The organism is Thermomonas sp., assembly GCF_041919455.1.
GTDB lineage: Bacteria > Pseudomonadota > Gammaproteobacteria > Xanthomonadales > Xanthomonadaceae > Thermomonas.
Genome location: NZ_JAYRTQ010000003.1, coordinates 154,349 through 176,501 on the forward strand (window position 1 = coordinate 154,349; position 22,153 = coordinate 176,501).

Consider the following 22,153-nt stretch of genomic DNA (forward strand, 5'->3'; position numbering starts at 1 on the left):
CTCCTGCGAGCGGAATCAACTGTCCTTGCGATAGCGCCAGTACGCGGGCGCGCGCAACCCTTCCCCACCGACGATCTCGACCCGCGTGCCCGGATCGATCGCGATCGACAGCGCGCCATCGCCGAACGCCCAACTGGTGGCCTCGGCGGTGTCGGCATCGCTCGGCAAAGACGTCACGCGTCGCGATTCGCCGGGCAACAGGCCGGTGCCGCTGCGCTTGCCGCGCGCTTCCTTCAGCGTCCACAACCGATGGAATGCGGCGCAATAACCGGCATCGTCCAGGCCATCGAGCCCCGCGACCTCTTCCGGCGAGAAGGTGAAGCGCGCCAACGCCTGCAGGTCGCGCGGGCGACGCGGCAATTCCACGTCGATGCCGACCGGCACCGTCGCCAGGGCGATCGCCAGCCAGTCGCCGCTGTGGCTCAACGACAGCGACAAGGCGGACGGATCGCCGTCCACGGACAGGCAAGGACGCCCGTCGTCGTGGCGATGCAGCGCGATCCGGCGGGCGTGCACCTGCAACCAGCCCGCCGCCAGCACGCGTGCCTGCCAATGGCCGGCGAGGAAACTGCGTCGACGCACGTCGGAGGTCATCGCCTGCAGGCGCGTGGCTTCATCGTCGCTCAGCCAGTCGACGCCTGCATCGATGGCCGTGTCGGCCGCGTCGTCCAGCGATGCCAGCCAGATCCGAGTGGCCGGCTGGGCGTCCATGTCAGTTCCGGGCCGCTGCCAGGCGCACGGCGTCCTCGAGCTGGGCGCGCCAGACCATGTAGTTCGGATGGATCGACCACGTGCCGCTGGCCCGCATGCGGTAATTGAGGTTGGTGCTGTCGACGTATTCGAAGCGGACCTGGCCCGCCGTGTACACCGCCTCCACCACCATCGCGTGCTTGCCGCGCACGCCCTTGCGCAGCAGCAATCGCCCGCGCGGATCGTCCTCCACCGTCCACTGCGCGGACGCGGCACCGGCGAGGATCGCGGCCCGCGTGGCATCGGTATCCAGCGCCACGCCATCCGCGCGCGCCAGCGTCACCGTCTGCGGCGCCTGCAGGGGCGTGCTGCGTGCCAGCACCTGCGACATCGCCAGGGCCAGGAAGGTGGCGAGCAACACGGTCAGGAAACGTTTCATGGTGGCTCCTTGCGGTGGCATGGCGATCATGGGATTCGCTTACTTGACCTTGGCGTACACGCCCTTCAAGGCCACGCCGGCCATCAATCCGCCTGCGCCGCATTGGTACTGCGTCGCGCTGGTGAATACCTGGTTCTTGTAGTTGCTCTCGATGTCGACCACCGCGTTGGCGCCGCGTTCCTTCGCGGCTTCCTGCAGGGCCTTCAGTGCGCCCAGGAACACCCACTGGCACGCCGTGGCGTCGCTTTTGCCGAAGGCGTTGGTCTTCTTGTTGGTCCGCGCCGGTCCGAGCCGTGACGCCACCGCCGGCGCACGCGCACCCTTGAAGTGGAACTGCACGGAACCGTCCAGGGTGCCATCGGCCTTGCCGGCGGCGATCGCGGTGGCGATATCGAACTGCTGGCGGGTGTCGCGTGCATCGGCAGTCGGGGCGATGGCCAGCGTCGCAACGGTGGCAAGGGCAAGGGAGAGTCGGCGCATTCGGGAATTCCTCGTGGTTGTCAGGACCAGCGGCGCAACACCAGCGAAGTGTTGATGCCGCCAAAGGCGAAATTGTTGCTCATGGCGTACTCGCCGTCGATCAGCCGACCGCCGCCCTGCTCCGTCGGCAGGATGTAGTCGAGCGCACCGCAGCGTGGGTCCACCGTGCGCAGGTTGGCGGTGGGATGGAACCAGCCCTCGCGCAGCATCTCCAGCGTCACCCAGGCTTCCAGCGCACCGCAGGCACCGAGCGTGTGGCCAGTGAAACTCTTCAGCGAGCTGATCGGCATCCGTTCGCCGAACACGGCGTGGGTCGCGGTGGTTTCGGCGATGTCGCCGTGTTCGGTCGCGGTGCCGTGGGCATTGACGTAGCTGATCACGTCCGGCGGCAGGCCGGCATCCTCCAGCGCCAGGCGCATCGCCTGCGCCATCGTGGCGGCATTCGGCTGGGTCACGTGCTGGCCGTCGCTGTTGGTGCCGTAGCCGACGATCTCCGCGTGGATGGTCGCGCCGCGTGCGAGTGCGTGCTCGAGATCCTCCAGCACCAGCGTGCACCCGCCCTCGCCGATCACCAGGCCGTTGCGCGACGCATCGAACGGGCGCGGCGTGCTCTCCGGTGCGTCGTTGTCGCTGCTGGTCGCGAACAGGGTGTCGAACACGGTAGTCGCGGTGACGTCGAGCTCTTCCGAACCGCCGGCGAGCATCGCCACCTGCTTGCCGGACTTGATCGCCTCGTAGGCGTAGCCGATGCCCTGGCTGCCAGACGTGCAGGCGCTCGAGGTGGTCACGATGCGCCCGGTGATGCCGAAGAACACGCCCATGTTGACCGGCGCGGTGTGGGCCATCATCCGGATGTACGTGGTCGCGTTGATGTACTGGGTATTGAACTCGGCGAGCATGCGGCCGAAGTCGCTCATCGACGACGGCGTGCCGGCCGACGAGCCGTAGGAGATCCCGACCTTGCCGCTCTTCAGCAACGGGTCGCCGAGCAGGCCGGCATCGATCAGAGCGAGCTCGCTAGCGCGCGTGGCCAGCAGTGCCACCCGCCCCATCGAGCGCGTGGCCTTGCGGTTGTAGTGCTCCGGCAGTTCGAACGGTTGTGCAGGCACGCCGAGCCGCGAATTCAGTCCCTTGTACTCGCCCCATTCGGGGAAGTGGCGGACCGCGTTGCGGCCGGTCTTCAGCCATGCCTGCACGGTCGGCCAGTCGTGGCCGAGCGGGCCCAGCAGGCCACGGCCGGTGACAACCACGCGGCGGTTTCCGTTCGCTGCGCTCACAGCATGCCTCCGTTGACCGAAATCACCTGGCGCGTCACGTACGCGGCATCATCCGACATCAGATAGGCGACGGCAGCCGCGACATCGTCCGGCTTTCCGACGCGGCGCAGCGGGATCATCTTCATCGCTTCGTCGACGATTTCGGCCGGCAGCATCTCGGTTTCGATCAGGCCGGGTGCCACGCAATTCACGGTGATCTCGCGCTTGGCCAGTTCCAGCGCCAGCGCCTTGGTCGCACCGATGATGCCGGCCTTGGCCGCGCTGTAGTTGGTCTGCCCCCGGTTGCCGGCAATGCCGGAGACCGACGACAGGGTGACGATGCGGCCGGGCTTGCGTCGCCGCACCATCGGCATCACGCAGGGTTGCAGCACGTTGTAGAAGCCGTCCAGGTTGGTGTGGATGACGCTGTCCCATTCGTCGCCGGTCATCGCCGGAAACGCGTTGTCGCGCGCGATGCCGGCATTGCAGACCACGCCGTGATACGCGCCGTGCGCGGCGATGTCGGTGTCGATCGCGGTCGCGCAACCGGCGCGGTCGGCGACGTCGAATTCCAGCACGCGCGCGTTGCGACCCAGCGCCTCGACTTCGGCGGCGACGGCCTCCGCAAGATCGCGTCGGCTGCGGCAGTGCACGGCGATGTCGAAGCCGTCGCGGGCAAGCCGCAAGGCGATCGCGCGGCCAATGCCGCGGCTGGCGCCGGTGACGAGGATGCAGCGGTCGGTCATGGGGTCGGGTCGTTGAGGTAGAGGTCGGGATTGGGCGGTTCGAACACGGAGACATTCGCACTGGCGACTTCGTCGTCGCCGTCCAACAGGCGGCAGGCGAACATCCCAAGGCCATTGTCGCCCATCAGTTCGCGCCGGCATTCGATGCGCAGGCGCAGGCCGTATGCGAGCCACGGCCGATGGCACTGGTAGCGCCGCGTGCCCAGCAGGAACCCGGGCTTCACCGCATCGCCGCGCGCCAGTGCGCGTCCGCCCGCCCAGGCGGCGATGCCCTGCGCCATGTACTCGATGCCCAGCCACGCCGGCAGGCCGGGATCGTGTTCGTCGGCCAGCAGGTGGTGCATGTGCACGGTGGCTTCGGCGACGACGCCGTCGGCATCGCAGTGCAGGACGCGGTCGATCCACAGCATGCCACCGCGATGCGGCACCAGGCGTTCGACGGCGGCGTCATGCGCTTCCATCAGGCGGCACTCAGGATCAGCGCAGTATTGCTGCCGCCGAAGGCAAACGACTGGCTCAAGGCATGGCGCAATGGCCGGCCGCTGCGCTCGCCCGGCATCGCCAGGCGGATCGGCGCCAGCGCGGGATCAGCCACGCCATCCCACCAGTGCGGTGGCAGGCGTCGTTCCGGATTGCGTGCCAATGCGATCCAGCACAACGCGGCCTCGATCGCGCCCGCGGCACCCAGCGCATGGCCGGTCAGCGGCTTGGTCGAACTGCAGGGCAAAACGACACCCAGCGTGCGTTGCACCGCACCAGCTTCCATCGCATCGTTCTGCGGGGTCGCGGTGCCATGCAGGTTGACGTAGCCGATGTCCGATGCGTCGATGCCGGCACGCGCCAACGCATCGCGGATCGCGCGTTCGGCGCCCTTACCGTCTGGATCGGGTGCGGACATGTGGTGGGCATCCGATGTTTCGCCCCAGCCCGCAAGGCGCACCGGGCCGGGTTCGCGGGTCATCAGGAACAGCGCCGCGCCTTCGCCGATGTTGATGCCGTTGCGGTTCGCCGAGAACGGATTGCAGCGCTGCGTCGAAACGGAACCGAGCGACGCGAAGCCAGCCACGGTGAAGCGGCACAGCGAATCCGCGCCGCCGGTGACGACCGCATCGGCCATGCCCGCGTTCAACAACCGCGCGGCCGAGGCCATCGCCTTGGCGCTGGACGAACACGCGGTGGAGATCACGTGCGCGGGGCCGCGCAGGCCAAGTTCCGCGGCCACGAACGCGGCTGGCGTGCCCATCTCCTGCTGCCGGTAGTGGAACGTCTCCGGCCACGTGCCATGGGCGAGGAGATGTCGGTGCGCGGCTTCGCTTTCGCCGACGCCGGAGGTGCTCGATCCCAGCACCACCGCCACGCGGTCGGCACCGTGTCGCTCGACGGCGGCGGCCACGGCAGCACGCAACGGCGCCAGCGCAAGGCGCAGCAACTGGTTGTTGCGACCACGCAGCGCCACCGGCACATCGTCCAGCGACGGTAATGCGCCCGGCACCAGGCCGAGCGAGGTCGGCAGGCCGGTGATCGCATCGCTCATCGCCACGCCATGCGGGGCGTCATCCGCGAACAACGCGGCAGCGACCTCTTCGGCATCGCGGCCCAGCGCGCAGGCGATCCCGAGTTCGTTGAGGAAGAACGCATTCATGGCGTGGTCTCCACTTCGATCGGAATGGAGATGATTTCCAGCGTGTAGCCCATCACGTGCTGCTCCAGCCGTGCCTGCAGTGGCTGCGGATAGTCGACGGTGGCGATGATCGCTTCGCCTTGCCGCAAGATCCGACGCTGCTGTTTCTCGTGCAATGACCAACCCGCAGGCAGGCTTGCCGCGATGGCATCGACCGGCCAGAACACCAGTTGCAGGTCCGACAGCACGCGCTCGCCGTCCAGCGCCGCCGGCAGGAACGGCGCGCGTTGCTGCTTCAGTGCCTTGCCATCCCAATCCAGCCGCAGCGCGACCTGGCCCTGCGCGTGGATGACCAGGCGCGTGTTGGCACCATCGCTTTCGACCAGCGCGTCCACCGTGTCGCTGCGCTTGCCGTGGCGGAACGCGAGCCGTTGCTGCAGGGCCAAGGGCGTCGGCAACGCTGACGGTGGCAACCGCAGCACCGGCATCGACGCCACCATCGCCTGTCGCGCGGCGACGCTCGCCTGCGGCGTGGCACAACCGGCGAGCAAAAGCGACAACAACAGCATGGCGATCAGCCGCTGCACAATTCCTCCAGCACCCGCAGCCGGCGCGCTTCGGCGACGTAGGGATTGCCGCGATCCCATGCATAGCCCGCCAGGATCGAACAGATCATCCGGCGGATGTCCGGGTTCTGGTTCGGGTGGAAGATGATCTTCTGGAAACCGCCGGCATACCACGCGTCCACGAAGCGCCGGAACGCATCCACGCCGCCGCGCAGCGGCTTGCCGTACTCGGCTTCCCAGTCGACCGTTCCACCCGCCGCCTGCCGCGCCAGGCAATCGGCGGCGAGGCTGGCCGAGGTGAACGCGATGGTGACGCCGGACGAGAACACGGGATCCAGGAATTCGCCGGCATTGCCCAGCAGTGCGTAGTTCCTTCCCCACAGCGACTCGACATTCGCCGAGTACCCCACGATCTGCCGTGCCGGCGTGTCCCAGTCCGCATCGGCCAGCACGGCGGACAGGCCGGGATCCTCGCCGACGATCGCGCGCAGGCGTTCGCTTTCGCTGCCTTCGTATTGCGCAAGGAACGCTTGCTCCGCGACCACGCCGAGCGAACAACGGCCGTTCGAGAACGGAATCGTCCAGTACCAGACATCCTGGTGCTGCGGATGCACGGTGATCAGGATCTTGTTGCGATCGAAGGCGTCGCTCCCCGGCGGGATGTTGTCGCGCACATGGGTGAAGATCGCGCCGCGCACCGGGAAGCCCGACGGCTTCTCCAGTTTCAGCAGGCGCGGCAGGATCCGGGCGAATCCGCTGGCGTCGAGCAGGAAGCCAGCTTCGACGACGTACTCCTCGCCATCCGGCGCGCGCACGTCCACGCGCGGACGCTCGCCTTCGACATCAACCGCCAGCACTTCATGCCGGTAACGCACGCTCGCGCCCATGCGCGCGGCTTCATCGGCCAGCACCTTGTCGAAGTCGGCGCGTTGCACCTGGTAGGTCGTGCCCCAGCCCGGCGAGGACTTGTCGCGGAAATCGAACTGGGTGCGCCTGTCGCCGTGCGCGAACGCCGCGCCGTTCTTGTACTGGAAGCCGGCCTCCACCACCGCGCGCAACATGCCGGCCTTCTCGATGTAGGCCATGCTCTGCGGCAGCAGGCTCTCTCCGATCGAGAAGCGCGGGAACTGCTCCTTCTCCAGCACCAGCACCTCCCGGCCCTGCTGGCGCAACAGCGCTGCGGCGACGCTGCCGGCCGGGCCGGCGCCGATGATGAGGATGTCGGTGGTTTCGATGCGTGGACTCATGGCGTCTCGATGATGGGTGCCTTCGCAAGCGCGGCGGCGGATGCGTTCGGACAGGCGTGCGGGCGGAAGCAGGGCGACAGCAGCCAGACCAGGCCGATGCCGAACAACAGGGTCAGCCCGAAACCGTGCAAGGCCGGCGTGGCCGACAAGGACAACAGGCCGAAGGCAAGCAACGTGCTGGCCGCACCGAGGCAGACCGCGAGCCAGCTGGCGCCATCGCCTTCGTGTTCGAGCAGGAAGATGCCGTAGTCCACGCCCAGGCCCAGTAACAGCAATTGCGCGAGCACACCGAACAATTGCAGCGGTACGCCCAGCCAGCCCAGCGCGGCAAGGCTGAGCAGCGCCGCCAGCACGGTCGGCACCCACGCACGCCAGGCATTGCGACGGAATCGCGCCAGCAGGGCCAGGCCCACGGCGACATAGCCGGCCAGCAACAGCCAGCCCATCTGCAGGCGGTAGTGATGCAGCAAGCTGGAGAAGGTGGCGGTGCGATCGATCCAGCGCACGCCTTCGATCCCGTTCGCGCCCGCAGCGACCGCGGCGAGATGCGCGGGCGTGAGTCCCTGCAGCATCACGATGCTGGCATGGCGTCCATCGACGGCGCCCAGCCACAAGGGGCGCAGTGGCGCGGCGAGCGGTTGGCGCAGGCCGTCCTCGACCTGCAACGAGGCACGGGGCGATGCCGTCATCGCAGGTGCAGGCTCACCGAGCATTGTCGCCACGCGCGTACGCGCGAGCATCTCCGCCGGAATGACCAGATCACGATCCGCCTGTTGCCGTTGCAGCGACGGCAACGTATCCGAGACTGCGCGCCAGCCTTGCAGGTGGCCGGCATCGACTTTCCTGCGCAACGCATCGGTGAGGCGTTCTTCGTTGCGCAGCACCGCCTGCGCGTCGTCGCCCTCGACCAGGAAATATTGCGCCGGGCTGGGCAGGCCCAGCAATTTTCCGATGGCGATTTCGTCCTGCAGCAACGCCGCAGGCGAGGTTTGCAGTCCGCGCAAGTCATCGCTGGTGCGCAGGCGTTGCAGGCCGCCGCCGATGAAGCACACCGCCGCCAACGCCAGCACACCGCCGACCAGGTTCGGCCGCAAGCGCGGCCAGCGCGCCAGGCTGCTGGCGATGACCGCGGCGAAGCGGCTGTGCCTTGGTGTGCCGGCATCCAGCCACGGGAACCACAACACCGCGGTGATGAAGGTCGCGGTCAATGCCGTCGTCGCGAACACCGCCATCTGCCGCAGGCCGGGGAATGGCGCGATGCCGAGCGCCATGTAAGCCAGCACGCTGGTCAAAAGTGCCAGCGACAATGCGGGCAGCAGGCTGCGCATCATCGAACGCGGCGGCACCTCGGGGTGGCCCTGCCGGCAGGCGAAATAATGGATGCCGTAGTCCTCGGCCACGCCGGCCAGGCTTGCGCCGAACACCAGCGTGATCAGGTGTACCTGGCCGAAGATCCAGCTGGTCACCGCAATCGCCGCGGCCAGGCCGACCAGCAGCGAGGCGCCCACCAGCGCGATCGGCCGCAGGCTGCGGAAGGCCAGCCACACGAGCAGCAACACCGCCAGCAACGAGCCCAGGCCAATCGTGTTCACCTCGAATGCGGCGCGCGATGCCGCGGCCTCCGCATGCAAGGGCACGCCGCCACGCAGCACCTCGAGCGTTCCGCCTGCCGCCTTGCGCGCATCGCCGGTGGCAGCGTCCAGCATGGTCTGCAGTGGCGCATCGCCGTCCAGCCGGAACGCGGGTTGCGCGCTCTTGAAACGCAACAGGGCCCAGTCGCCGCCGTCATCGTCGCGGACGGCGACCAGCCCGTCGCGCAACTGCATGCCCTGCCCTGCGCGTGCCTGCCACCAGGCCGGCCAAAATCCGAGCGGATCGTCCTGCCAGCGTCCGATCCCGCCGCTGACCGGCGAGTACAGGCGCGCCAACGCCATATCGGCGATGGCATCCGGCCTGGCCGAACGCAACCAATCGCGCTGCGCGGGCGTCAGCAAGCCCTGCCGATGCGGCGCAAACGCCGCGATGGCCGTGGACATCGAATCGGCGTTGTTGTCGCCTGCCGGTCGCAAGCCCTTGCCGGCGCCGATGGTCTTCGCGAAGGCATGGGCCGCATCGCGCGTGGATGCCCACTCGCGCGCCGAGAGCAGGACCACGACATCGCCTGTCACCGCTTCCGACAGGCGCTGGTTGGCGGCAGCCAAACGCGCGTCTTCGGTGGCACCGGGCAGCAGCGCCATGATGTCCGTGTCGATCGCCGGTGCACGCCAGAACACGATCTGCTGCACGCCCAGCGCCAGCACCGCAACCAGCCACGCCCAGGCCAGCCAGCGCCATGCGCGGCCGCCCGTTGCGCCTGCCGTGGCAGGCCGATCAATCAAGCTGCGCCGCCTCTTGCCGGGTCGCGGGCGGGGCTTCGCGCAAGCCGCTGAACACGATGCGTGTGCGGTCGCCGGCAGGCTCGACGATCTCCACGCCGCGCACGTAGCGGTCGCCGTCCAGCACGATGCGGGTGAACGCCTGCTTCAGCGCAGCATCGCGCGGTTGCAGGGTCAGCGACCAGCCGCCATCGGGTCGCAGGGTTTCCTTGAGGGTGAAGCGAGTGGCCAGCGCGTCCAGGTCGCCGGCGACAAGCGCCATCAGCAACGCGTTGACCGCGGCCATGCCGGGCGATGCTCCGGCGTCGACCAGCACCTGCGTGCTGCCATCCGGCATGGTCGCCAGCAGGCGCTTGCGGGTCAGCCGGGTCGAGGACGCGAACGGCTTGCGCGTGTTCCAGGCGATCCCGAGATCGCGCAGCAACAGGAAATCGCCGCTGGATGTCAGCGGATTGCGGAACCCCTGCAACTGCTTCTCCTGCTCGAACTGGCCACGCAACACGGCCGGTTTCGCCAGCCGCGCACGCACGCCGTCGCCATCGGCGGCACGCACGGGCGATGCCATCGCGAACAGCATCACGATCGATACCAGGCAGGCACGCAGCATGTTCATGCGATCAACCCCAGGCGACGCCGGAACATCTCGGGCGTGGCGTAGGACATCTCGCCGCTGGCGATCTCCACCGCAACCTGCAGGGTGTGGGCGCGGGTGACGACCTCGTCGGTCTCGGCGTCGCGGATCACGTAATCGATGCGCATGCGCATCTCCCATTCGGTGAGTTCGGCACGGACGCGCAGGCGCTGGCCGTAACGCGCCGAGCGCACGTACTTGCAGCGCAGGTCGACGATCGGCCAAACGTAGCCGGATTCGCGCATCTGCGGGTAGTCGTAGTCAAAGCTCTGCAAAAGCGCACAACGCGCCAGTTCCAGGTACTTGAGCGTATTGCCGTGCCAGACCACGTCCATCGGATCGAGGTCGTGGAAGGCCGGGCTGACTTCGATCTCGGCGACGCGCGAAACCGTGGGCTCGAGCGCGTGCTCAACCGGCATAGAGCCTCCAGGCCTCGCCGCGGATCGCGGCCAGCAGGCCATGCAGGTCACGGTCGAGCGCGCGGTCTTCCTCCACCAGCGGGATGCGTGCCTCGAGGTCGAGGAACATCGCTTCGGCATCGTCGGACAGCTTGGCGCTGCCCTCGTGCGCACGACGCAAGGCCATGCCCTGGCGTGCGGTGACCAGCAACGCGGCCACGACCTGTTCGGTCAGTTCGATAACGCGCAGGCAGTCGCGCGCGGCGATGGTGCCCATGCTGACCTTGTCCTGGTTGTGGCATTCCGTGCTGCGCGAGAACACCGAAGCCGGCATCGTCAACTTGAGCGCTTCCGCGGTCCATGCCGAGGCGCTGATCTGCAGCGCCTTCAAGCCGTGGTTCAGCGCCGCGCGCTCGCCGCGCGCCGCCGACAGGTTGGCGGGCAGGCCGTGGTTGTAGCGCGCGTCCACCAGCAACGCCATCTGCCGATCCAGCAGGTCAGCGAGGTTCGCCACCAGGTTCTTCAGCGAATCCATCGCGAACGCGATGTGCCCGCCGTAGAAGTGGCCGCCGTGCAGGACCATGCCGGCTTCGCCGTCGATGATCGGATTGTCGTTGGCGCTGTTGAGCTCGTTCTCGATGTTGGTGCGCAGCCACGGCAGCGCGTCTTCCAGCACGCCGATCACGTGCGGCGCGCAACGCAGCGAGTAACGGTCCTGCAGGCGCTGTTCGTTGCGCGACGGGCGCGCCGTGGCGAGGTCGGCGCGCAGGCGCGCGGCCACGCGTTGCTGGCCCGGATGCGGCTTCACCGCGAACAGGGCTTCATCGAAATGATGCGCATTGCCAGCGCTGGCCACCACGTTGAACGCGGTGATCCGCGTCGCCAGACGGCCGAGGTAATCGGCGCGCTGCCATGCCAGGCAGGCCAGCGCGGTCATCACCGCGGTGCCGTTCATGATCGCCAGGCCTTCCTTCGGGCGCAGCCGCAGCGGCTGCAAGCCATGCGCCGCGAGCGCCTCACCGGCCGGCTTGACCGCGCCCTCGTGCAGCACCTCGCGCTCGCCGCAGAGCACGGCCGCGACATACGACAGCGGGGTGAGGTCGCCGCTGGCACCAACGGACCCTTCGGCCGGAATGCGCGGCAGGATGTCGTGTTGCAGCAGCGCCTGCAGTTGCCGCAGCAGCGCCACGCTGACGCCGGATGAGCCCTGCGCCAGCGAAACGAGGCGCGCCAGCAACACCGCGCGGGTTTCGTCGGCGTCGAGGAAACGGCCCAGGCCGACGCCGTGATAGGCGTACAAATGATGCGGAAGTTCATGCACCAGCGCCGGCGGGATCGCCACGGTGCAGGAGTCGCCATAGCCGGTGCTGACGCCATAGACCACGCCGTCCTCTGCGATCAGCCGGTCGACCAGGTCGGCACCGCGGCCGATGCGGGCGAGGAAGTCGTCGGCATCGGACAGCCGCGCATTGGCCTCTCCGCGGGCAACGGCGACGACATCCTCGATCGTCAACGGATGGCGGCCATCGACGACGATGGAAACGGAGTCAGCGTGGGTGGCGGGCATCAGCGTGCGGCATCCAGAAATCGTAGAAGTTGAACCAGTCGTACGGCGATTGTCGCAGGCAGCCGGTCAGCCAACCTGAAAATCGGGCGGCGCAGTCGTTCAGGCCCGCCTGGCGATCCGCTCGCGGCAACGTGACCTGTTCCGCCAGGAGTTCGATGCGCGATGCATAGCCGTCGCCATCGTGCAGGCAGGACAGGCCCCACACCGGGCAGCGCAGCAGCGACGCGATGAGCCACGGGCCTGCGGGGAAATCGGCCTCCGCACCGAGGAACGGCGCGCGGCAGGTGCGTTCGCCCTGCACCGGCACGCGGTCCGCGGCGATCGCGATGAATTCGCCGGCGGCCACGCGATCGGCGAGCGCCATCGCCATCGCCGGGGAAAAATCGGTGACCTGCAGCAGGCGCACGGTGGCTTGCGGATTCAGCCGCGCCAGGATGCGATTGAACTGCTGCGCATGCGCGGTATGCACCAGGATGGTCACGCGCAGGCCTTCGCGCCAGCGCGCCGCCATCTGCATGAGCTCCAGGCAGCCCATGTGTGCGGTGGCGATGATCCCGCCCTGCCCCGCCTGCGCGGCATCCAGCATCGCTTGCTGGCCACTGAAACGGATCCGTTCGCGCGGGTAGCGGCCGCCGATCGCCAGCATCTTGTCGAGCAGCGTTTCGCCGAACAGGAAGAAGTGGCGAAGACTTTCGCGCATGCCGGGGCGACGCGGGAACACGCCTTCCGCGGCATGCAGGCGGCGCAGGTAATCCAGCGATGCGCGGCGCGCGGGGCCGCTGCCGAGCCCCCAGAAGAGCACCACGGGATACAGGCAGAGCCGGAACGGCAACCGCCCCAGCAGGCGATACACCGCGTAGAGGAACCAGGTACCGCCGACGAAGGTGGTCTCGCCGAGATCCGCCCAATGCCCGCGGCTCATCGACCTGCCCCTCGCATGCGGCGCGCCAGCAAGCGCGGCAGCCGATGCAGCATCCCGAAAAACAGCCGCGTGTGCATCGCCGAGATCCGCGCGTTGTCGCGCCACAGGCGGAAATGCGAGACGCCATCCATCGGATAGGTCACCCGCGTCGGCACGGTGCGGATCGGCACCCCGGCCCAGTGCAGGCGGACGATGATCTCGATGTCGAAGTCCATGCGCGTACCGACCGGTTCGCGCTCCAGCAAGGCGAGCGTGGCCACCAGCGGATAGACGCGGAAGCCGCACATCGAATCGGCGATGTCCAGCGACAAGGTGTTGATCCAGACCCAGACATGGGTGGCGTAGCGCCCGACCAGGCGACCCAAGGGCACGCTCTCGTCGTAGATCGGCCGGCCATTGATCACGGCATCGGGATGCGCAGCGGATTCGGCGAGGAAGCGCGGCACGTCGGTGGTGTCGTGCTGGCCATCGGCATCGATCTGCAGGACGTGGCTCGCAACCAGCGTCGCCGCCTGGCGCATGCCTGCCATCACCGCCGCGCCCTTGCCGCCATTGCGGTCGAGTCGCAGCAACGACACCCGCCCGGCATGGCGGTCGGCGAGTTCGCGCAATACTGCAGCGCAGGAGGCACCGGATCCGTCATCGACCAACAGGATCGGCACGCCATGCGGCAGCAACTGGTCGACGGTGTGGCCAATGGCATGTTCATGCTCGTACACCGGTACCACGATCCACGGCTGCAAGGCCTGCGTCATGGCGCATCCCCGAAGCGCAGGCGACCACTGGCATGCACGCCGCGCACGGAGGTGAAGCGGAAGCCGAGGTGCCCCGGGTGCCAGTCCAGCTCGGCCGTCAGCAGCGTGGCGGGACGCACCAGTTGCTGGAACTTCAAGGCTTCCATGCACTGCATGTCGCCTGCCGCGCCGAACGCCTCACGGCCGAGACGCACCGCCCAATCGACCAGCACCACGCCGGGGAGCACGGATACTTGCGGGAAATGGCCTTCGAAGGCGGCGAGTTCCGCAGTCGCGAGCAGCGTCGCCGTTGCTTTTTGGTGATCGCGGAACTGCCAGTCGGGCGTCGGCATCAATGGCCGGAACAGCGCCGCAAGGTCGCGCTGTCGAGTCTTGCCGCGGGTGTCCACCGGCATCGATTCCAGGAACCGCCAGCGCCGCGGCAGCGCGATGGGATCGCAGTAGCCGGCCAGCCATGCGCGCAGGCGTTCGACCAGCGCGGGGCGACCGTCGGCATCAAGCAACGCCCGTCCGTGCGCACTCGCCACTGCGGCAACCGCGAGCAGGATGCGATGGCCGGGCAAGGCGAGCACGCGCACGTCGTCCAGCAACTCGCTGTCCTGCAGGCGCGCCTGGATCGCGTCCAGCGAGATGCGACGTTCTTCCAGCTTGACGATGCGATCGGCGCGACCGAGCAACTCGAAGCGACCATCGCCGGCCTCGTGCGCGCGGTCGCTGGTCGACCACCATTCGGTCGAAGGCAAGTGCGGGGATCGCACGTCGAGCAAGCCGTCCTGCACGCGCCACTCCACGCCCGGCAACGGCTGCCACGGTGCGCGGCTGCCGTCGCCGCGCCGCCAGGCGATGCCGCCGGTTTCGGTGCTGCCGAACACTTCGATCGCGGCCTGTCCCCACAACCGCTGCACCGCCAGCGCTGCATCCACCGGCAATGGTCCGCCGGACGAGAACACGACACGCAGCGCGGATGCCAACATCCGCCAGTCCTGTGTGTCCGACAGGCGCTTGAGATGCGCGGGACTGGCGATCAGCACGACCGGCCCGGGACCCAGCGTGGTCAATTGTTCGTTGTAGGCGATGCGTGCCGGCGCGAATGAGTGGCCCGACGACAGCGGCCACAGGATCCGGAACAGCAGGCCGTAGATGTGCTGGTGCGAGACCGTGCCGTGGACCACCGCATCGGCATCGATCATCGGTCCGAACACGGATTCGAGGGCATCGACCTCCGCATCGAGCTGGCGCAAGGACTTGCGGATCGCCGCAGGCTCGCCGGTGGAGCCCGAGGTGAACAACACCAGGGCGCAAGCGTCCGCATCCAGCATGTGCATGCGGGCGTCACTGGACGTGCCTGACTCGCTTGCACGGATGCCACCGGGCAAGTCGGCAGCGAAGAGCAGTCCGTGCGCCCGCAACGTCTCCAGCGTCGCCGGCAACGTATCGCCCGGCAGCCACGGCGTGACCCCGGCCTGCCAGGCGCCGAACAACGCGGCGGAAAACTCGAGGGCGTCATCGCAGGCCAATGCGATGTCCTTGCCTGCATGCGGGCCGAGTGCATCCCGCCAAGCGCCTACCCGCCTGCGCCAGTGTGCGCGGTCGATGCCTGGCGACACCGGTGCAGCGGCATCGACATTACAGAGTCCCGGCAAGGGAATGCGCATCCGGTCAGCCGGCATGGCGCGGCCGCAGCAGCCATTCGCCGCCGAGCATCGCGCCGATCAGGACGTAGGCGATGGCGCCGTTGTACAACGCCCACGTGGCATCGGAGGCCGCCAGCGCCGTCCACAGCGCGATGCCGCCGTTGGCCACGAAGAACAGGCACCACGCCTTCGTCACGTTGGCCACCCAGCGCACGCCGTCCGGCGGCAGGTCGGGATGGCGCAAGCGGGCCAAGCGTTCGATGACGGTGGGCGGCTTCCACAGGCTGATGGCGAACATGCAAAGCAAGGCCGTGTTGACCAGCACCGGGTAAAGCTTGAGCGGCAACCCGTCATTGAAGACGAACGTCGCGATGACCAGCACAAACGCACCTGCTGCTGCAATGAGCCAGACCGGCTCGCGCGACACCGCGGCACGCAACAACGCGACCGCCAACAAGACGCAGCCCAGCCAGCGCGGCTCGAACCGCGCCAGGCCCAGCCAGATCGCCAGCGGATACAGCAGGGTCGCCAGCCACGCCAGGGCCGTCGCTGCACGCACGCGTTACTTGCCCGTGGCGACGTTGCCCGCGTGCAGCATCGTGTGCACGGTGTCGACCACGTCCTGCACGCTGCGCACGGCCTTGAAGGCTTCGGGGCGCAGGTTGCCGCCGAGCATCGGCTTGAGCTGCACGATCAGGTCGACCGCGTCGATGCTGTCGATGTCCAGGTCGCCGGCCAGCATGGCCTGCGGGGTGATGCTGGCCCGCTCGATCCCGAAGGTGTCGTGCAGGATACCGGCGATGCGCTGGAAGATCTCGTCCTTGTCCATGGTGCTGTCCGTTGCCGCCTACTGCGTGCGCGCGGTCGCGACGAACGCGGCCAGGCTGCGCACGCTGGCGAAATGCCGGCGGGTTTCCTCGGAATCGGCGGCCAGGGTCACGCCATAGCGCTTCTGCAGGGCAAGCCCCAGCTCGAGCGCGTCGATCGAATCCAGCCCCAGGCCTTCGTTGAAGAGCGGCGCTTCGGTGTCGATGTCGTCGGCGGCCACGTCCTCGAGCGACATCGTGGTGACGATCAGTGCCTTGATGTCCTGCTCGAGCGAATTATTGTCCAGCACCTGCACGCAGCAGTTCTCCCCTGAAGATGTCCCCGAGCGCAGCGGTCAGGCGGCGTGCGGCCAATGGCTCGGTGATGCCATCCTCGAGGAACGGTGCGACCGGCAGGTCTGGCAGGACGTCCACGCTCAGATGGAAGCGCCGGGCCGGCACAAGATACCATTTCTCCCCCTTTCCCAGCGTCCGCGGCTCGCACCGGACCACCACCGGCGTGACGTCCAGGTGGCCGCGCACCGCGATATTCGCGGCACCGCGTTGCAGTGGCCCCAACCACTCGCCGGCAGGCGTGCGGGTGCCCTCCGGGAAGATCAGCAGGTTGCGACCTGAACGCACCGAGGCGATGCAGTCGTCGATCAATCCGGCGCCGTTGTCGTTGCAGATGTAGCCGGTCGCACGCACCGGCCCGCGGGTGAACGGATTGTTGGCCAGGCGCGATTTCACCACGCAGTCGGCATCCGGCAGGCGCGACACCAGCAGGACCACGTCGACCAGGGTGGGATGGTTGGCCAGTACCAGCAGTCCGCGCCGTTGCAGGCGCTCCAATCCGCGGATCTCCCAGGTCATCACGCCCAAGCGGTGCATCACCCGGATGTGCCCGGCGAAGCTGGCGCGGATCAACGCGCGCGCGCGCCGCTCCAGGGTCTCGCGATCGCGGCTGAACAATGCGACCACGGGGAACACGAGCACACGCAGCAGGAGACCGCCGGCGCCGAATGCGATGAACGACAGCCCGGTGCCGAACGTTCGCCAGCCGCGGTCGAGCGCATCACGCATGCCGTGTCCAACCGCCGCCATCCAAGCCCGGCAAGGACGCATCGCCCGCCAGGAAGAAGCGCAGTACTTCCAGTGAATGCGGCAACGCGCCGGAAGCTGCCGGCTCGCCCGCGCGGAGCGACAAGCGCGGCAGTCCTTGGCGAGGCGCGACGATCCGCCACGCCCAGGCATGCAAGGTGTCGGGCTCGTCGACGAATGCGTCGTAGTCGACAGGCACCGCATCGTCGTACACGACCACCAGGACTGCCGGCGCACCGTCGGCCAGCAGGCCGAGCGCCTCGATGACCGCCGCTTCCGGCGTGGCGCGGATCGCGGACACCGCCAGGTAATTGCCATGGAGCATGCGTCCGATGCTGTATTGCGCGGCGATCGCGTTGTGCGTGGACAGGCCGAACTGGGTCGGCGACAACGGCTCGTCGCGCGCGAGTTCTGCCAGCATCCGGTGCGTGCGATCCAGGTCGCCATGCCGGCTCGCGAACACCAACGGCAGGTCGCCTTCGTCATCCTGCTGGCAATGCCAGGCCACCTGCAACGCGGCGCGACCGAGGCGCTCGACGCGACGCCGCTGCATCGGCGCCATTTCCGCCAGCGCCGGCATCGCGTCGCCAGATGGCAGCCACGGCGCACGCGCCCATTCGCACCATGCGGCTTGGTCGTCCAGCCCGGCGGCGTAGGCCGACCAGGCTTCGACACTGAAGGTGGCGTCCATGTCGGGGGCGTGCTCCGATTGCGTGCAGCCGGTCACAGGGCGCACATCGCGCATTTTCCGCGCTGATGGCGCAAAGAAAAAGCCCGGCGTGAGCCGGGCTTTTGCTTGCATCTCGATTTCGCGGGTTTGGGTGGCGTCCCCACGGGGATTCGAACCCCGGTCGCTACCGTGAAAGGGTAATGTCCTAGGCCTCTAGACGATGGGGACAAAACCGCAAAACGAGCTTGAACGTGGTGGAGCCAGGCGGGATCGAACCGCCGACCTCCTGCATGCCATGCAGGCGCTCTCCCAGCTGAGCTATGGCCCCACGTGCTGGCAAGACGAACATTTTGGAGGACGTTTCCCGAAGCGTCAAGCGCCTGTTTCGATTTCGTCCTGCGACATCGGTCGCAACGTCGCCACGCCATGTCCCTGCTCAGCGAGGTATTGCACCCACTTGCCGAGGAACGTGTTCATGCGCAGGCGATGGTCCAGGATGCGTTCGGGTGGCGGATACATGCCGATCACGTCCTGCCAGCGACGGCCCGCGTAGCAATGCGTGGCCTCGACCTGGCGCGCATCGCTGTACAGGCGCAGGCTGGCCGAAGGATCCGACAGGCCGGTCTGCGGATCGAGCAGGCCGTAGCTCATCCGCAACTCGGTGGTGTAGGCGTGCTGCTCGATGACCTCGAGGCGCACGTCGAGCCCATCGCCGATCGACGACACGTACATGCCGCAACCCAGTTGCGCCGGTTCGAACAAACGCTGCAGGCGTGCATGGTTCTCGCTGTACAGCCCCATCAACCAGCCGAAGCGGCTCATCTTGGGCAGTTCGACGCGGCGGGAAAGCACTCGACTCATGGCCCGATCCTACACGCGTGGATCGCGCCGCGGCAGCATTGACGCTTACCGCGTGGACGCCTAACGTCAGGGTCTGCGTGCGCCGCCTCAATACATCTCGCGATTGATGCCGAGATGTTCCAGGACCCGGCTCGAAATCTCCTCGATCGAGGCATGGGTGGTGCTCAGCATCTCGATGCCCTCCCGCCGCAGCATCGCCTCCGCCTGCGCGACTTCGCGCTTGCAGGTGTCCAGTTGCGCGTAACGCGAATTCGCCCGGCGTTCCTGGCGGATCTGGTGCAATCGCAGCGGGTCGATGGTCAACCCGAACAACTTGCGGCGGTATTGCCGCAGCTTGGCCGGCAACCGCTCGTCTTCCAGGTCGTCCGGCGTCAGCGGGTAGTTGGCCGCGCGCACGCCGTGGTGCAGGGCCAGGTACACGCAGGTGGGCGTCTTCCCCGCGCGCGACACCCCGACCAGGATCAGGTCGGCCTCGTCGTAATCCAGGCGCGCGCCATCGTCATGGGTGAGCGCGTAGTTCATCGCGTTGATGCGGCGGTGGTAGGCCTCGAAGTCGACCATGCCGTGCGCCTGCCCCACCCGCGCCTGCCGCGACTGGCCGAGCTCGCGCTCCAGCGGTTCGATGAAGGGCGCGAACACGTCCAGCATCAGCGCCCCGCTTTCCGCCAGCAACGCCGACAGCCCGGCATCGACGCAGGAATTGACCACGATCGGCCGCAGGCCGTTGGCCTCGCCTGCGATGCGGATGCGCGATGCCGCCTCGCGCGCCTTGTCGGGCGTGTCGACGAAGGGCAAGCGGTCCGTCTGGAAGCGGATCCCGCTGAATTGGGTCAGCATGCTGTGGCCGATGGTTTCGGCGGTGATACCGGTGCCATCGGAGACGTAGAAGACGGGGCGGGCAATATCCATCGGAATTCGTGGCCAGCGTGCGGGACGAGGACTGTAAAATAACGGCTTCGGCGCGGTCGCGCCGCCCTCCCCCGCACTGGAGCCTGTCTTGAGCGCCCCCGCTTCGATCAACAACGTCCTGTGGCTGAACGACCTGCGCCTGACCGACCTCGCCCAGGTGGGCGGCAAGAATTCCTCGCTCGGCGAGATGATCGGCGAACTCTCGGGTCTCGGCGTGTCCGTGCCCGGCGGGTTCGCCACTACAGCGGACGCGTTCAAGGCCTTCATCGCCCACAACAACCTGCATGCGCGGATTTACGACAAGCTCGCCACGGTCGATGTCGAGGACGTACCGGCGCTGACCCGCGCCGGTGCCGAGATCCGCGGCTGGGTGATCGACGCACCGCTGCAGCCGGAGCTGGATGCCGACATCCGCACTGCATACGCCAGGCTGTGTGCGGATGCCGGCGCGGAAGACATCGCGGTGGCCGTGCGTTCGTCCGCCACCGCCGAGGACCTGCCCGATGCGAGCTTCGCCGGCCAGCAGGAAACTTTCCTCAACGTGACCGGCGCCGATGACGTGGTGCACAAGGTCAAGGAAGTCTTCGCCAGCCTCTACAACGACCGCGCCATCGCCTATCGCGTGCATCACGGCTTCGCCCACGAGGACGTGTTCCTGTCCGCAGGCGTGCAGTTGATGGTGCGTTCCGACGTCGGCGCGTCCGGCGTGCTGTTCACCCTCGACACCGAGTCCGGCTTCCGCGACGTGGTCTTCGTCACCGCCAGCTACGGCTTGGGCGAGATGGTCGTGCAGGGCGCAGTCAACCCCGACGAGTTCTACGTCTACAAGCCCACCCTGACCGCCGGCAAGCCGGCGATCCTGCGCCGTTCGCTGGGCAGCAAGCAGTTGCGCATGGTGTATTCCGATGTCCCCGGCGAACGCGTGCGCACCGAGGAAACGCCAGCCGATCTGCGCTCGAAATTCTCCATTTCCGATGCCGACGTGCAGGAGCTGGCGAAGCAGTCGCTGGTGATCGAACGCCACTACGGCCGCCCGATGGACATCGAGTGGGGCAAGGACGGCAACACCGGCAAGCTCTACATCCTGCAGGCGCGCCCGGAGACGGTGAAATCGCGCGCGCATGCCACCCAGATCGAGCGTTACACCCTGCAGCAGCGCGGCGACGTGCTGGGGGAAGGTCGCGCGATCGGCAGCAAGATCGGCAGCGGCACCGCGCGCGTGGTGCGCTCGCTGGCCGACATGGAGCGCGTGCAGCCCGGCGACGTGCTGGTCGCCGACATGACCGATCCCGACTGGGAGCCGGTGATGAAGCGTTCCGCCGCCATCGTCACCAACCGTGGCGGCCGCACCTGCCACGCGGCCATCATCGCGCGCGAGCTGGGCGTGCCGGCGGTGGTCGGTACCGGCAATGCGCTGGACTCGGTGAAGGACGGCGATCCGATCACGGTCAGCTGCGCCGAGGGCGACACCGGCTTCATCTATGCCGGCGCCCTGCCCTTCGAGCGCACCACCACCGACCTCGGCAACATGCCGCCGGCGCCGCTGAAGATCATGATGAACGTGGCGAATCCCGACCGCGCCTTCGACTTCGGCATGCTGCCGAACGCCGGCATCGGCCTGGCCCGCCTGGAGATGATCATCGCCAGCCACATCGGCGTGCATCCAAAAGCACTGCTGGACTACGACAAGCAGGATACGGCGACCAAGGCGAAGATCGACGCACGCACCGCCGGCTATGCCGGTCCGGTCGAGTTCTACGTCGACCGCCTCGCGGAAGGCATCGCCACCATCACCGCGTCGGTGGCGCCGAACCCGGTGATCGTGCGCCTGTCCGACTTCAAGTCGAACGAATACGCCAACCTGATCGGCGGCAGCAAGTATGAGCCGCACGAAGAGAATCCGATGATCGGGTTCCGTGGCGCCTCTCGCTACATCGACCCGAGTTTCCGCGATGCGTTCGCGCTGGAATGCCAGGCCGTGAAGCGCGTGCGCGAGGACATGGGCCTGGACAACCTGTGGGTGATGATCCCGTTCGTGCGCACGCTCGGCGAGGGCCGCAAGGTGCTCGAGGTGCTGCGCGAGAACGGCCTGGTGCAAGGCGAGAATGGATTGAAGGTCATCATGATGTGCGAGGTGCCGTCAAACGCACTGCTCGCCGACGAGTTCCTCGACATCTTCGACGGCTTCAGCATCGGCTCCAACGACATGACCCAGCTGACGCTTGGACTGGATCGGGACTCGGCGATCGTCGCCGGCCTGTTCGACGAACGCGACCCGGCCGTGAAGAAGATGCTGTCGATGGCGATCACCGCCGCGAAGAAGAAGGGCAAGTACATCGGCATCTGCGGGCAGGGTCCGAGCGATCATCCCGACCTGGCGCTGTGGCTGATGGAACAGGGCATCGAGTCGGTGTCGCTGAACCCCGATACCGTGGTCGACACCTGGCTGCAACTGGCCAAGGCGAAGGGCTGATTCTTC

The 22,153-nt window shown here is 67.7% G+C and carries 24 protein-coding genes and 2 tRNA genes; 1 reads left to right on the forward strand and 25 read right to left on the reverse strand.

Annotation, left to right across the window (positions count from 1 at the left end; genetic code table 11):
* Positions 1 to 15: 15 nt before the first annotated feature.
* From ACE3T8_RS02935 to ACE3T8_RS03055, 25 genes are all read right to left on the reverse strand, one after another.
* The gene (locus ACE3T8_RS02935; protein ID WP_374606660.1) at positions 16 to 711 is read right to left on the reverse strand and encodes a 4'-phosphopantetheinyl transferase superfamily protein; all 696 of its coding nucleotides are present in this window, start codon (positions 709 to 711) and stop codon (positions 16 to 18) included.
* A 1-nt stretch (position 712) separates the two neighbouring features.
* Positions 713 to 1,129: a hypothetical protein gene (locus ACE3T8_RS02940; protein WP_374606662.1), complete on the reverse strand. Its 417-nt coding sequence runs from the start codon at positions 1,127 to 1,129 to the stop codon at positions 713 to 715.
* Between the two features lie 39 nt (positions 1,130 to 1,168).
* On the reverse strand, positions 1,169 to 1,609 hold the full coding sequence (locus tag ACE3T8_RS02945) for an excinuclease ATPase subunit (protein ID WP_374606664.1): 441 nt from the start codon (positions 1,607 to 1,609) through the stop codon (positions 1,169 to 1,171).
* Between the two features lie 20 nt (positions 1,610 to 1,629).
* Positions 1,630 to 2,859 (reverse strand): beta-ketoacyl-ACP synthase, encoded by a 1,230-nt coding sequence (locus ACE3T8_RS02950; protein ID WP_374606665.1) that lies wholly within the window; start codon positions 2,857 to 2,859, stop codon positions 1,630 to 1,632.
* A 23-nt stretch (positions 2,860 to 2,882) separates the two neighbouring features.
* A complete protein-coding gene (locus ACE3T8_RS02955) occupies positions 2,883 to 3,611 on the reverse strand; it encodes a 3-ketoacyl-ACP reductase FabG2 (protein WP_374606667.1) in 729 nt (242 codons plus the stop codon).
* Positions 3,608 to 4,072, reverse strand: coding sequence for a hypothetical protein (locus ACE3T8_RS02960; RefSeq protein WP_374606669.1), 465 nt, complete (start codon positions 4,070 to 4,072; stop codon positions 3,608 to 3,610). The genes ACE3T8_RS02955 and ACE3T8_RS02960 overlap by 4 nt, the downstream gene beginning before the upstream one ends.
* The gene (locus ACE3T8_RS02965; protein WP_374606671.1) at positions 4,072 to 5,253 is read right to left on the reverse strand and encodes a beta-ketoacyl-ACP synthase; all 1,182 of its coding nucleotides are present in this window, start codon (positions 5,251 to 5,253) and stop codon (positions 4,072 to 4,074) included. Before ACE3T8_RS02965 ends, ACE3T8_RS02960 begins: the two co-directional genes overlap by 1 nt.
* Positions 5,250 to 5,801 (reverse strand): DUF3261 domain-containing protein, encoded by a 552-nt coding sequence (locus ACE3T8_RS02970; RefSeq protein ID WP_374606673.1) that lies wholly within the window; start codon positions 5,799 to 5,801, stop codon positions 5,250 to 5,252. The genes ACE3T8_RS02965 and ACE3T8_RS02970 overlap by 4 nt, the downstream gene beginning before the upstream one ends.
* Before the next feature lie 5 nt (positions 5,802 to 5,806).
* Positions 5,807 to 7,045, reverse strand: a complete 1,239-nt coding sequence (locus ACE3T8_RS02975) for an NAD(P)/FAD-dependent oxidoreductase (protein ID WP_374606674.1) — start codon at positions 7,043 to 7,045, stop codon at positions 5,807 to 5,809.
* A complete protein-coding gene (locus tag ACE3T8_RS02980; RefSeq protein WP_374606675.1) occupies positions 7,042 to 9,423 on the reverse strand; it encodes an MMPL family transporter in 2,382 nt (793 codons plus the stop codon). Before ACE3T8_RS02980 ends, ACE3T8_RS02975 begins: the two co-directional genes overlap by 4 nt.
* Positions 9,416 to 10,033 (reverse strand): outer membrane lipoprotein carrier protein LolA, encoded by a 618-nt coding sequence (locus ACE3T8_RS02985; protein WP_374606676.1) that lies wholly within the window; start codon positions 10,031 to 10,033, stop codon positions 9,416 to 9,418. The genes ACE3T8_RS02980 and ACE3T8_RS02985 overlap by 8 nt, the downstream gene beginning before the upstream one ends.
* On the reverse strand, positions 10,030 to 10,470 hold the full coding sequence (locus ACE3T8_RS02990; RefSeq protein WP_374606677.1) for an acyl-CoA thioesterase: 441 nt from the start codon (positions 10,468 to 10,470) through the stop codon (positions 10,030 to 10,032). The genes ACE3T8_RS02985 and ACE3T8_RS02990 overlap by 4 nt, the downstream gene beginning before the upstream one ends.
* A complete protein-coding gene (hutH, locus tag ACE3T8_RS02995) occupies positions 10,460 to 12,016 on the reverse strand; it encodes a histidine ammonia-lyase (RefSeq protein WP_374606679.1) in 1,557 nt (518 codons plus the stop codon). Before hutH ends, ACE3T8_RS02990 begins: the two co-directional genes overlap by 11 nt.
* A complete protein-coding gene (locus tag ACE3T8_RS03000; RefSeq protein ID WP_374606680.1) occupies positions 11,997 to 12,938 on the reverse strand; it encodes an acyltransferase in 942 nt (313 codons plus the stop codon). Before ACE3T8_RS03000 ends, hutH begins: the two co-directional genes overlap by 20 nt.
* A complete protein-coding gene (locus ACE3T8_RS03005) occupies positions 12,935 to 13,693 on the reverse strand; it encodes a glycosyltransferase family 2 protein (RefSeq protein WP_374606681.1) in 759 nt (252 codons plus the stop codon). Before ACE3T8_RS03005 ends, ACE3T8_RS03000 begins: the two co-directional genes overlap by 4 nt.
* Positions 13,690 to 15,348, reverse strand: a complete 1,659-nt coding sequence (locus ACE3T8_RS03010; protein WP_374606682.1) for an AMP-binding protein — start codon at positions 15,346 to 15,348, stop codon at positions 13,690 to 13,692. Before ACE3T8_RS03010 ends, ACE3T8_RS03005 begins: the two co-directional genes overlap by 4 nt.
* Positions 15,349 to 15,352: 4 nt before the next feature.
* Positions 15,353 to 15,886 (reverse strand): hypothetical protein, encoded by a 534-nt coding sequence (locus tag ACE3T8_RS03015; RefSeq protein WP_374606684.1) that lies wholly within the window; start codon positions 15,884 to 15,886, stop codon positions 15,353 to 15,355.
* A gap of 3 nt (positions 15,887 to 15,889) precedes the next feature.
* The gene (locus ACE3T8_RS03020; protein WP_374352247.1) at positions 15,890 to 16,156 is read right to left on the reverse strand and encodes an acyl carrier protein; all 267 of its coding nucleotides are present in this window, start codon (positions 16,154 to 16,156) and stop codon (positions 15,890 to 15,892) included.
* An 18-nt stretch (positions 16,157 to 16,174) separates the two neighbouring features.
* Positions 16,175 to 16,390, reverse strand: a complete 216-nt coding sequence (locus ACE3T8_RS03025; RefSeq protein WP_374606752.1) for a phosphopantetheine-binding protein — start codon at positions 16,388 to 16,390, stop codon at positions 16,175 to 16,177.
* A gap of 40 nt (positions 16,391 to 16,430) precedes the next feature.
* Complete coding sequence (locus ACE3T8_RS03030) at positions 16,431 to 17,216, reverse strand: lysophospholipid acyltransferase family protein (protein WP_374606686.1); 786 nt, start codon at positions 17,214 to 17,216, stop codon at positions 16,431 to 16,433.
* Positions 17,209 to 17,925: a beta-ketoacyl synthase chain length factor gene (locus ACE3T8_RS03035; protein ID WP_374606688.1), complete on the reverse strand. Its 717-nt coding sequence runs from the start codon at positions 17,923 to 17,925 to the stop codon at positions 17,209 to 17,211. Before ACE3T8_RS03035 ends, ACE3T8_RS03030 begins: the two co-directional genes overlap by 8 nt.
* Positions 17,926 to 18,056: 131 nt before the next feature.
* Positions 18,057 to 18,132, reverse strand: a tRNA-Glu gene (locus ACE3T8_RS03040).
* A 24-nt stretch (positions 18,133 to 18,156) separates the two neighbouring features.
* A tRNA-Ala gene (locus ACE3T8_RS03045) sits at positions 18,157 to 18,232 on the reverse strand.
* Between the two features lie 44 nt (positions 18,233 to 18,276).
* Positions 18,277 to 18,765, reverse strand: a complete 489-nt coding sequence (locus ACE3T8_RS03050) for a DUF1249 domain-containing protein (protein ID WP_374606690.1) — start codon at positions 18,763 to 18,765, stop codon at positions 18,277 to 18,279.
* Positions 18,766 to 18,852: 87 nt separating this feature from the next.
* Complete coding sequence (locus tag ACE3T8_RS03055; protein WP_374606692.1) at positions 18,853 to 19,674, reverse strand: pyruvate, water dikinase regulatory protein; 822 nt, start codon at positions 19,672 to 19,674, stop codon at positions 18,853 to 18,855.
* 106 nt (positions 19,675 to 19,780) lie between these two features.
* On the opposite strand from ACE3T8_RS03055, the gene ppsA reads away from it, so the two are divergent.
* A complete protein-coding gene (gene ppsA, locus ACE3T8_RS03060) occupies positions 19,781 to 22,147 on the forward strand; it encodes a phosphoenolpyruvate synthase (RefSeq protein WP_374606754.1) in 2,367 nt (788 codons plus the stop codon).
* Positions 22,148 to 22,153: the final 6 nt, after the last annotated feature.

Coding starts and splice junctions, on each gene's coding strand:
- ACE3T8_RS03010 (WP_374606682.1), bottom strand. CDS start 15,348: ATGCGCATTCCCTTGCCGGGACTCTGTAATGTCGATGCCGCTGCACCG.
- ACE3T8_RS03055 (WP_374606692.1), bottom strand. CDS start 19,674: ATGGATATTGCCCGCCCCGTCTTCTACGTCTCCGATGGCACCGGTATC.
- ACE3T8_RS03030 (WP_374606686.1), bottom strand. CDS start 17,216: ATGCGTGATGCGCTCGACCGCGGCTGGCGAACGTTCGGCACCGGGCTG.
- ACE3T8_RS02975 (WP_374606674.1), bottom strand. CDS start 7,045: ATGAGTCCACGCATCGAAACCACCGACATCCTCATCATCGGCGCCGGC.
- ACE3T8_RS02965 (WP_374606671.1), bottom strand. CDS start 5,253: ATGAATGCGTTCTTCCTCAACGAACTCGGGATCGCCTGCGCGCTGGGC.
- ACE3T8_RS03020 (WP_374352247.1), bottom strand. CDS start 16,156: ATGGACAAGGACGAGATCTTCCAGCGCATCGCCGGTATCCTGCACGAC.
- ACE3T8_RS02945 (WP_374606664.1), bottom strand. CDS start 1,609: ATGCGCCGACTCTCCCTTGCCCTTGCCACCGTTGCGACGCTGGCCATC.
- hutH (WP_374606679.1), bottom strand. CDS start 12,016: ATGCCCGCCACCCACGCTGACTCCGTTTCCATCGTCGTCGATGGCCGC.
- ACE3T8_RS03005 (WP_374606681.1), bottom strand. CDS start 13,693: ATGACGCAGGCCTTGCAGCCGTGGATCGTGGTACCGGTGTACGAGCAT.
- ACE3T8_RS03000 (WP_374606680.1), bottom strand. CDS start 12,938: ATGAGCCGCGGGCATTGGGCGGATCTCGGCGAGACCACCTTCGTCGGC.
- ACE3T8_RS02970 (WP_374606673.1), bottom strand. CDS start 5,801: ATGCTGTTGTTGTCGCTTTTGCTCGCCGGTTGTGCCACGCCGCAGGCG.
- ACE3T8_RS03035 (WP_374606688.1), bottom strand. CDS start 17,925: ATGGACGCCACCTTCAGTGTCGAAGCCTGGTCGGCCTACGCCGCCGGG.
- ACE3T8_RS03025 (WP_374606752.1), bottom strand. CDS start 16,390: ATGTCGCTCGAGGACGTGGCCGCCGACGACATCGACACCGAAGCGCCG.
- ACE3T8_RS02960 (WP_374606669.1), bottom strand. CDS start 4,072: ATGGAAGCGCATGACGCCGCCGTCGAACGCCTGGTGCCGCATCGCGGT.
- ACE3T8_RS02935 (WP_374606660.1), bottom strand. CDS start 711: ATGGACGCCCAGCCGGCCACTCGGATCTGGCTGGCATCGCTGGACGAC.
- ACE3T8_RS02955 (WP_374606667.1), bottom strand. CDS start 3,611: ATGACCGACCGCTGCATCCTCGTCACCGGCGCCAGCCGCGGCATTGGC.
- ACE3T8_RS02940 (WP_374606662.1), bottom strand. CDS start 1,129: ATGAAACGTTTCCTGACCGTGTTGCTCGCCACCTTCCTGGCCCTGGCG.
- ACE3T8_RS02990 (WP_374606677.1), bottom strand. CDS start 10,470: ATGCCGGTTGAGCACGCGCTCGAGCCCACGGTTTCGCGCGTCGCCGAG.
- ACE3T8_RS02985 (WP_374606676.1), bottom strand. CDS start 10,033: ATGAACATGCTGCGTGCCTGCCTGGTATCGATCGTGATGCTGTTCGCG.
- ACE3T8_RS03050 (WP_374606690.1), bottom strand. CDS start 18,765: ATGAGTCGAGTGCTTTCCCGCCGCGTCGAACTGCCCAAGATGAGCCGC.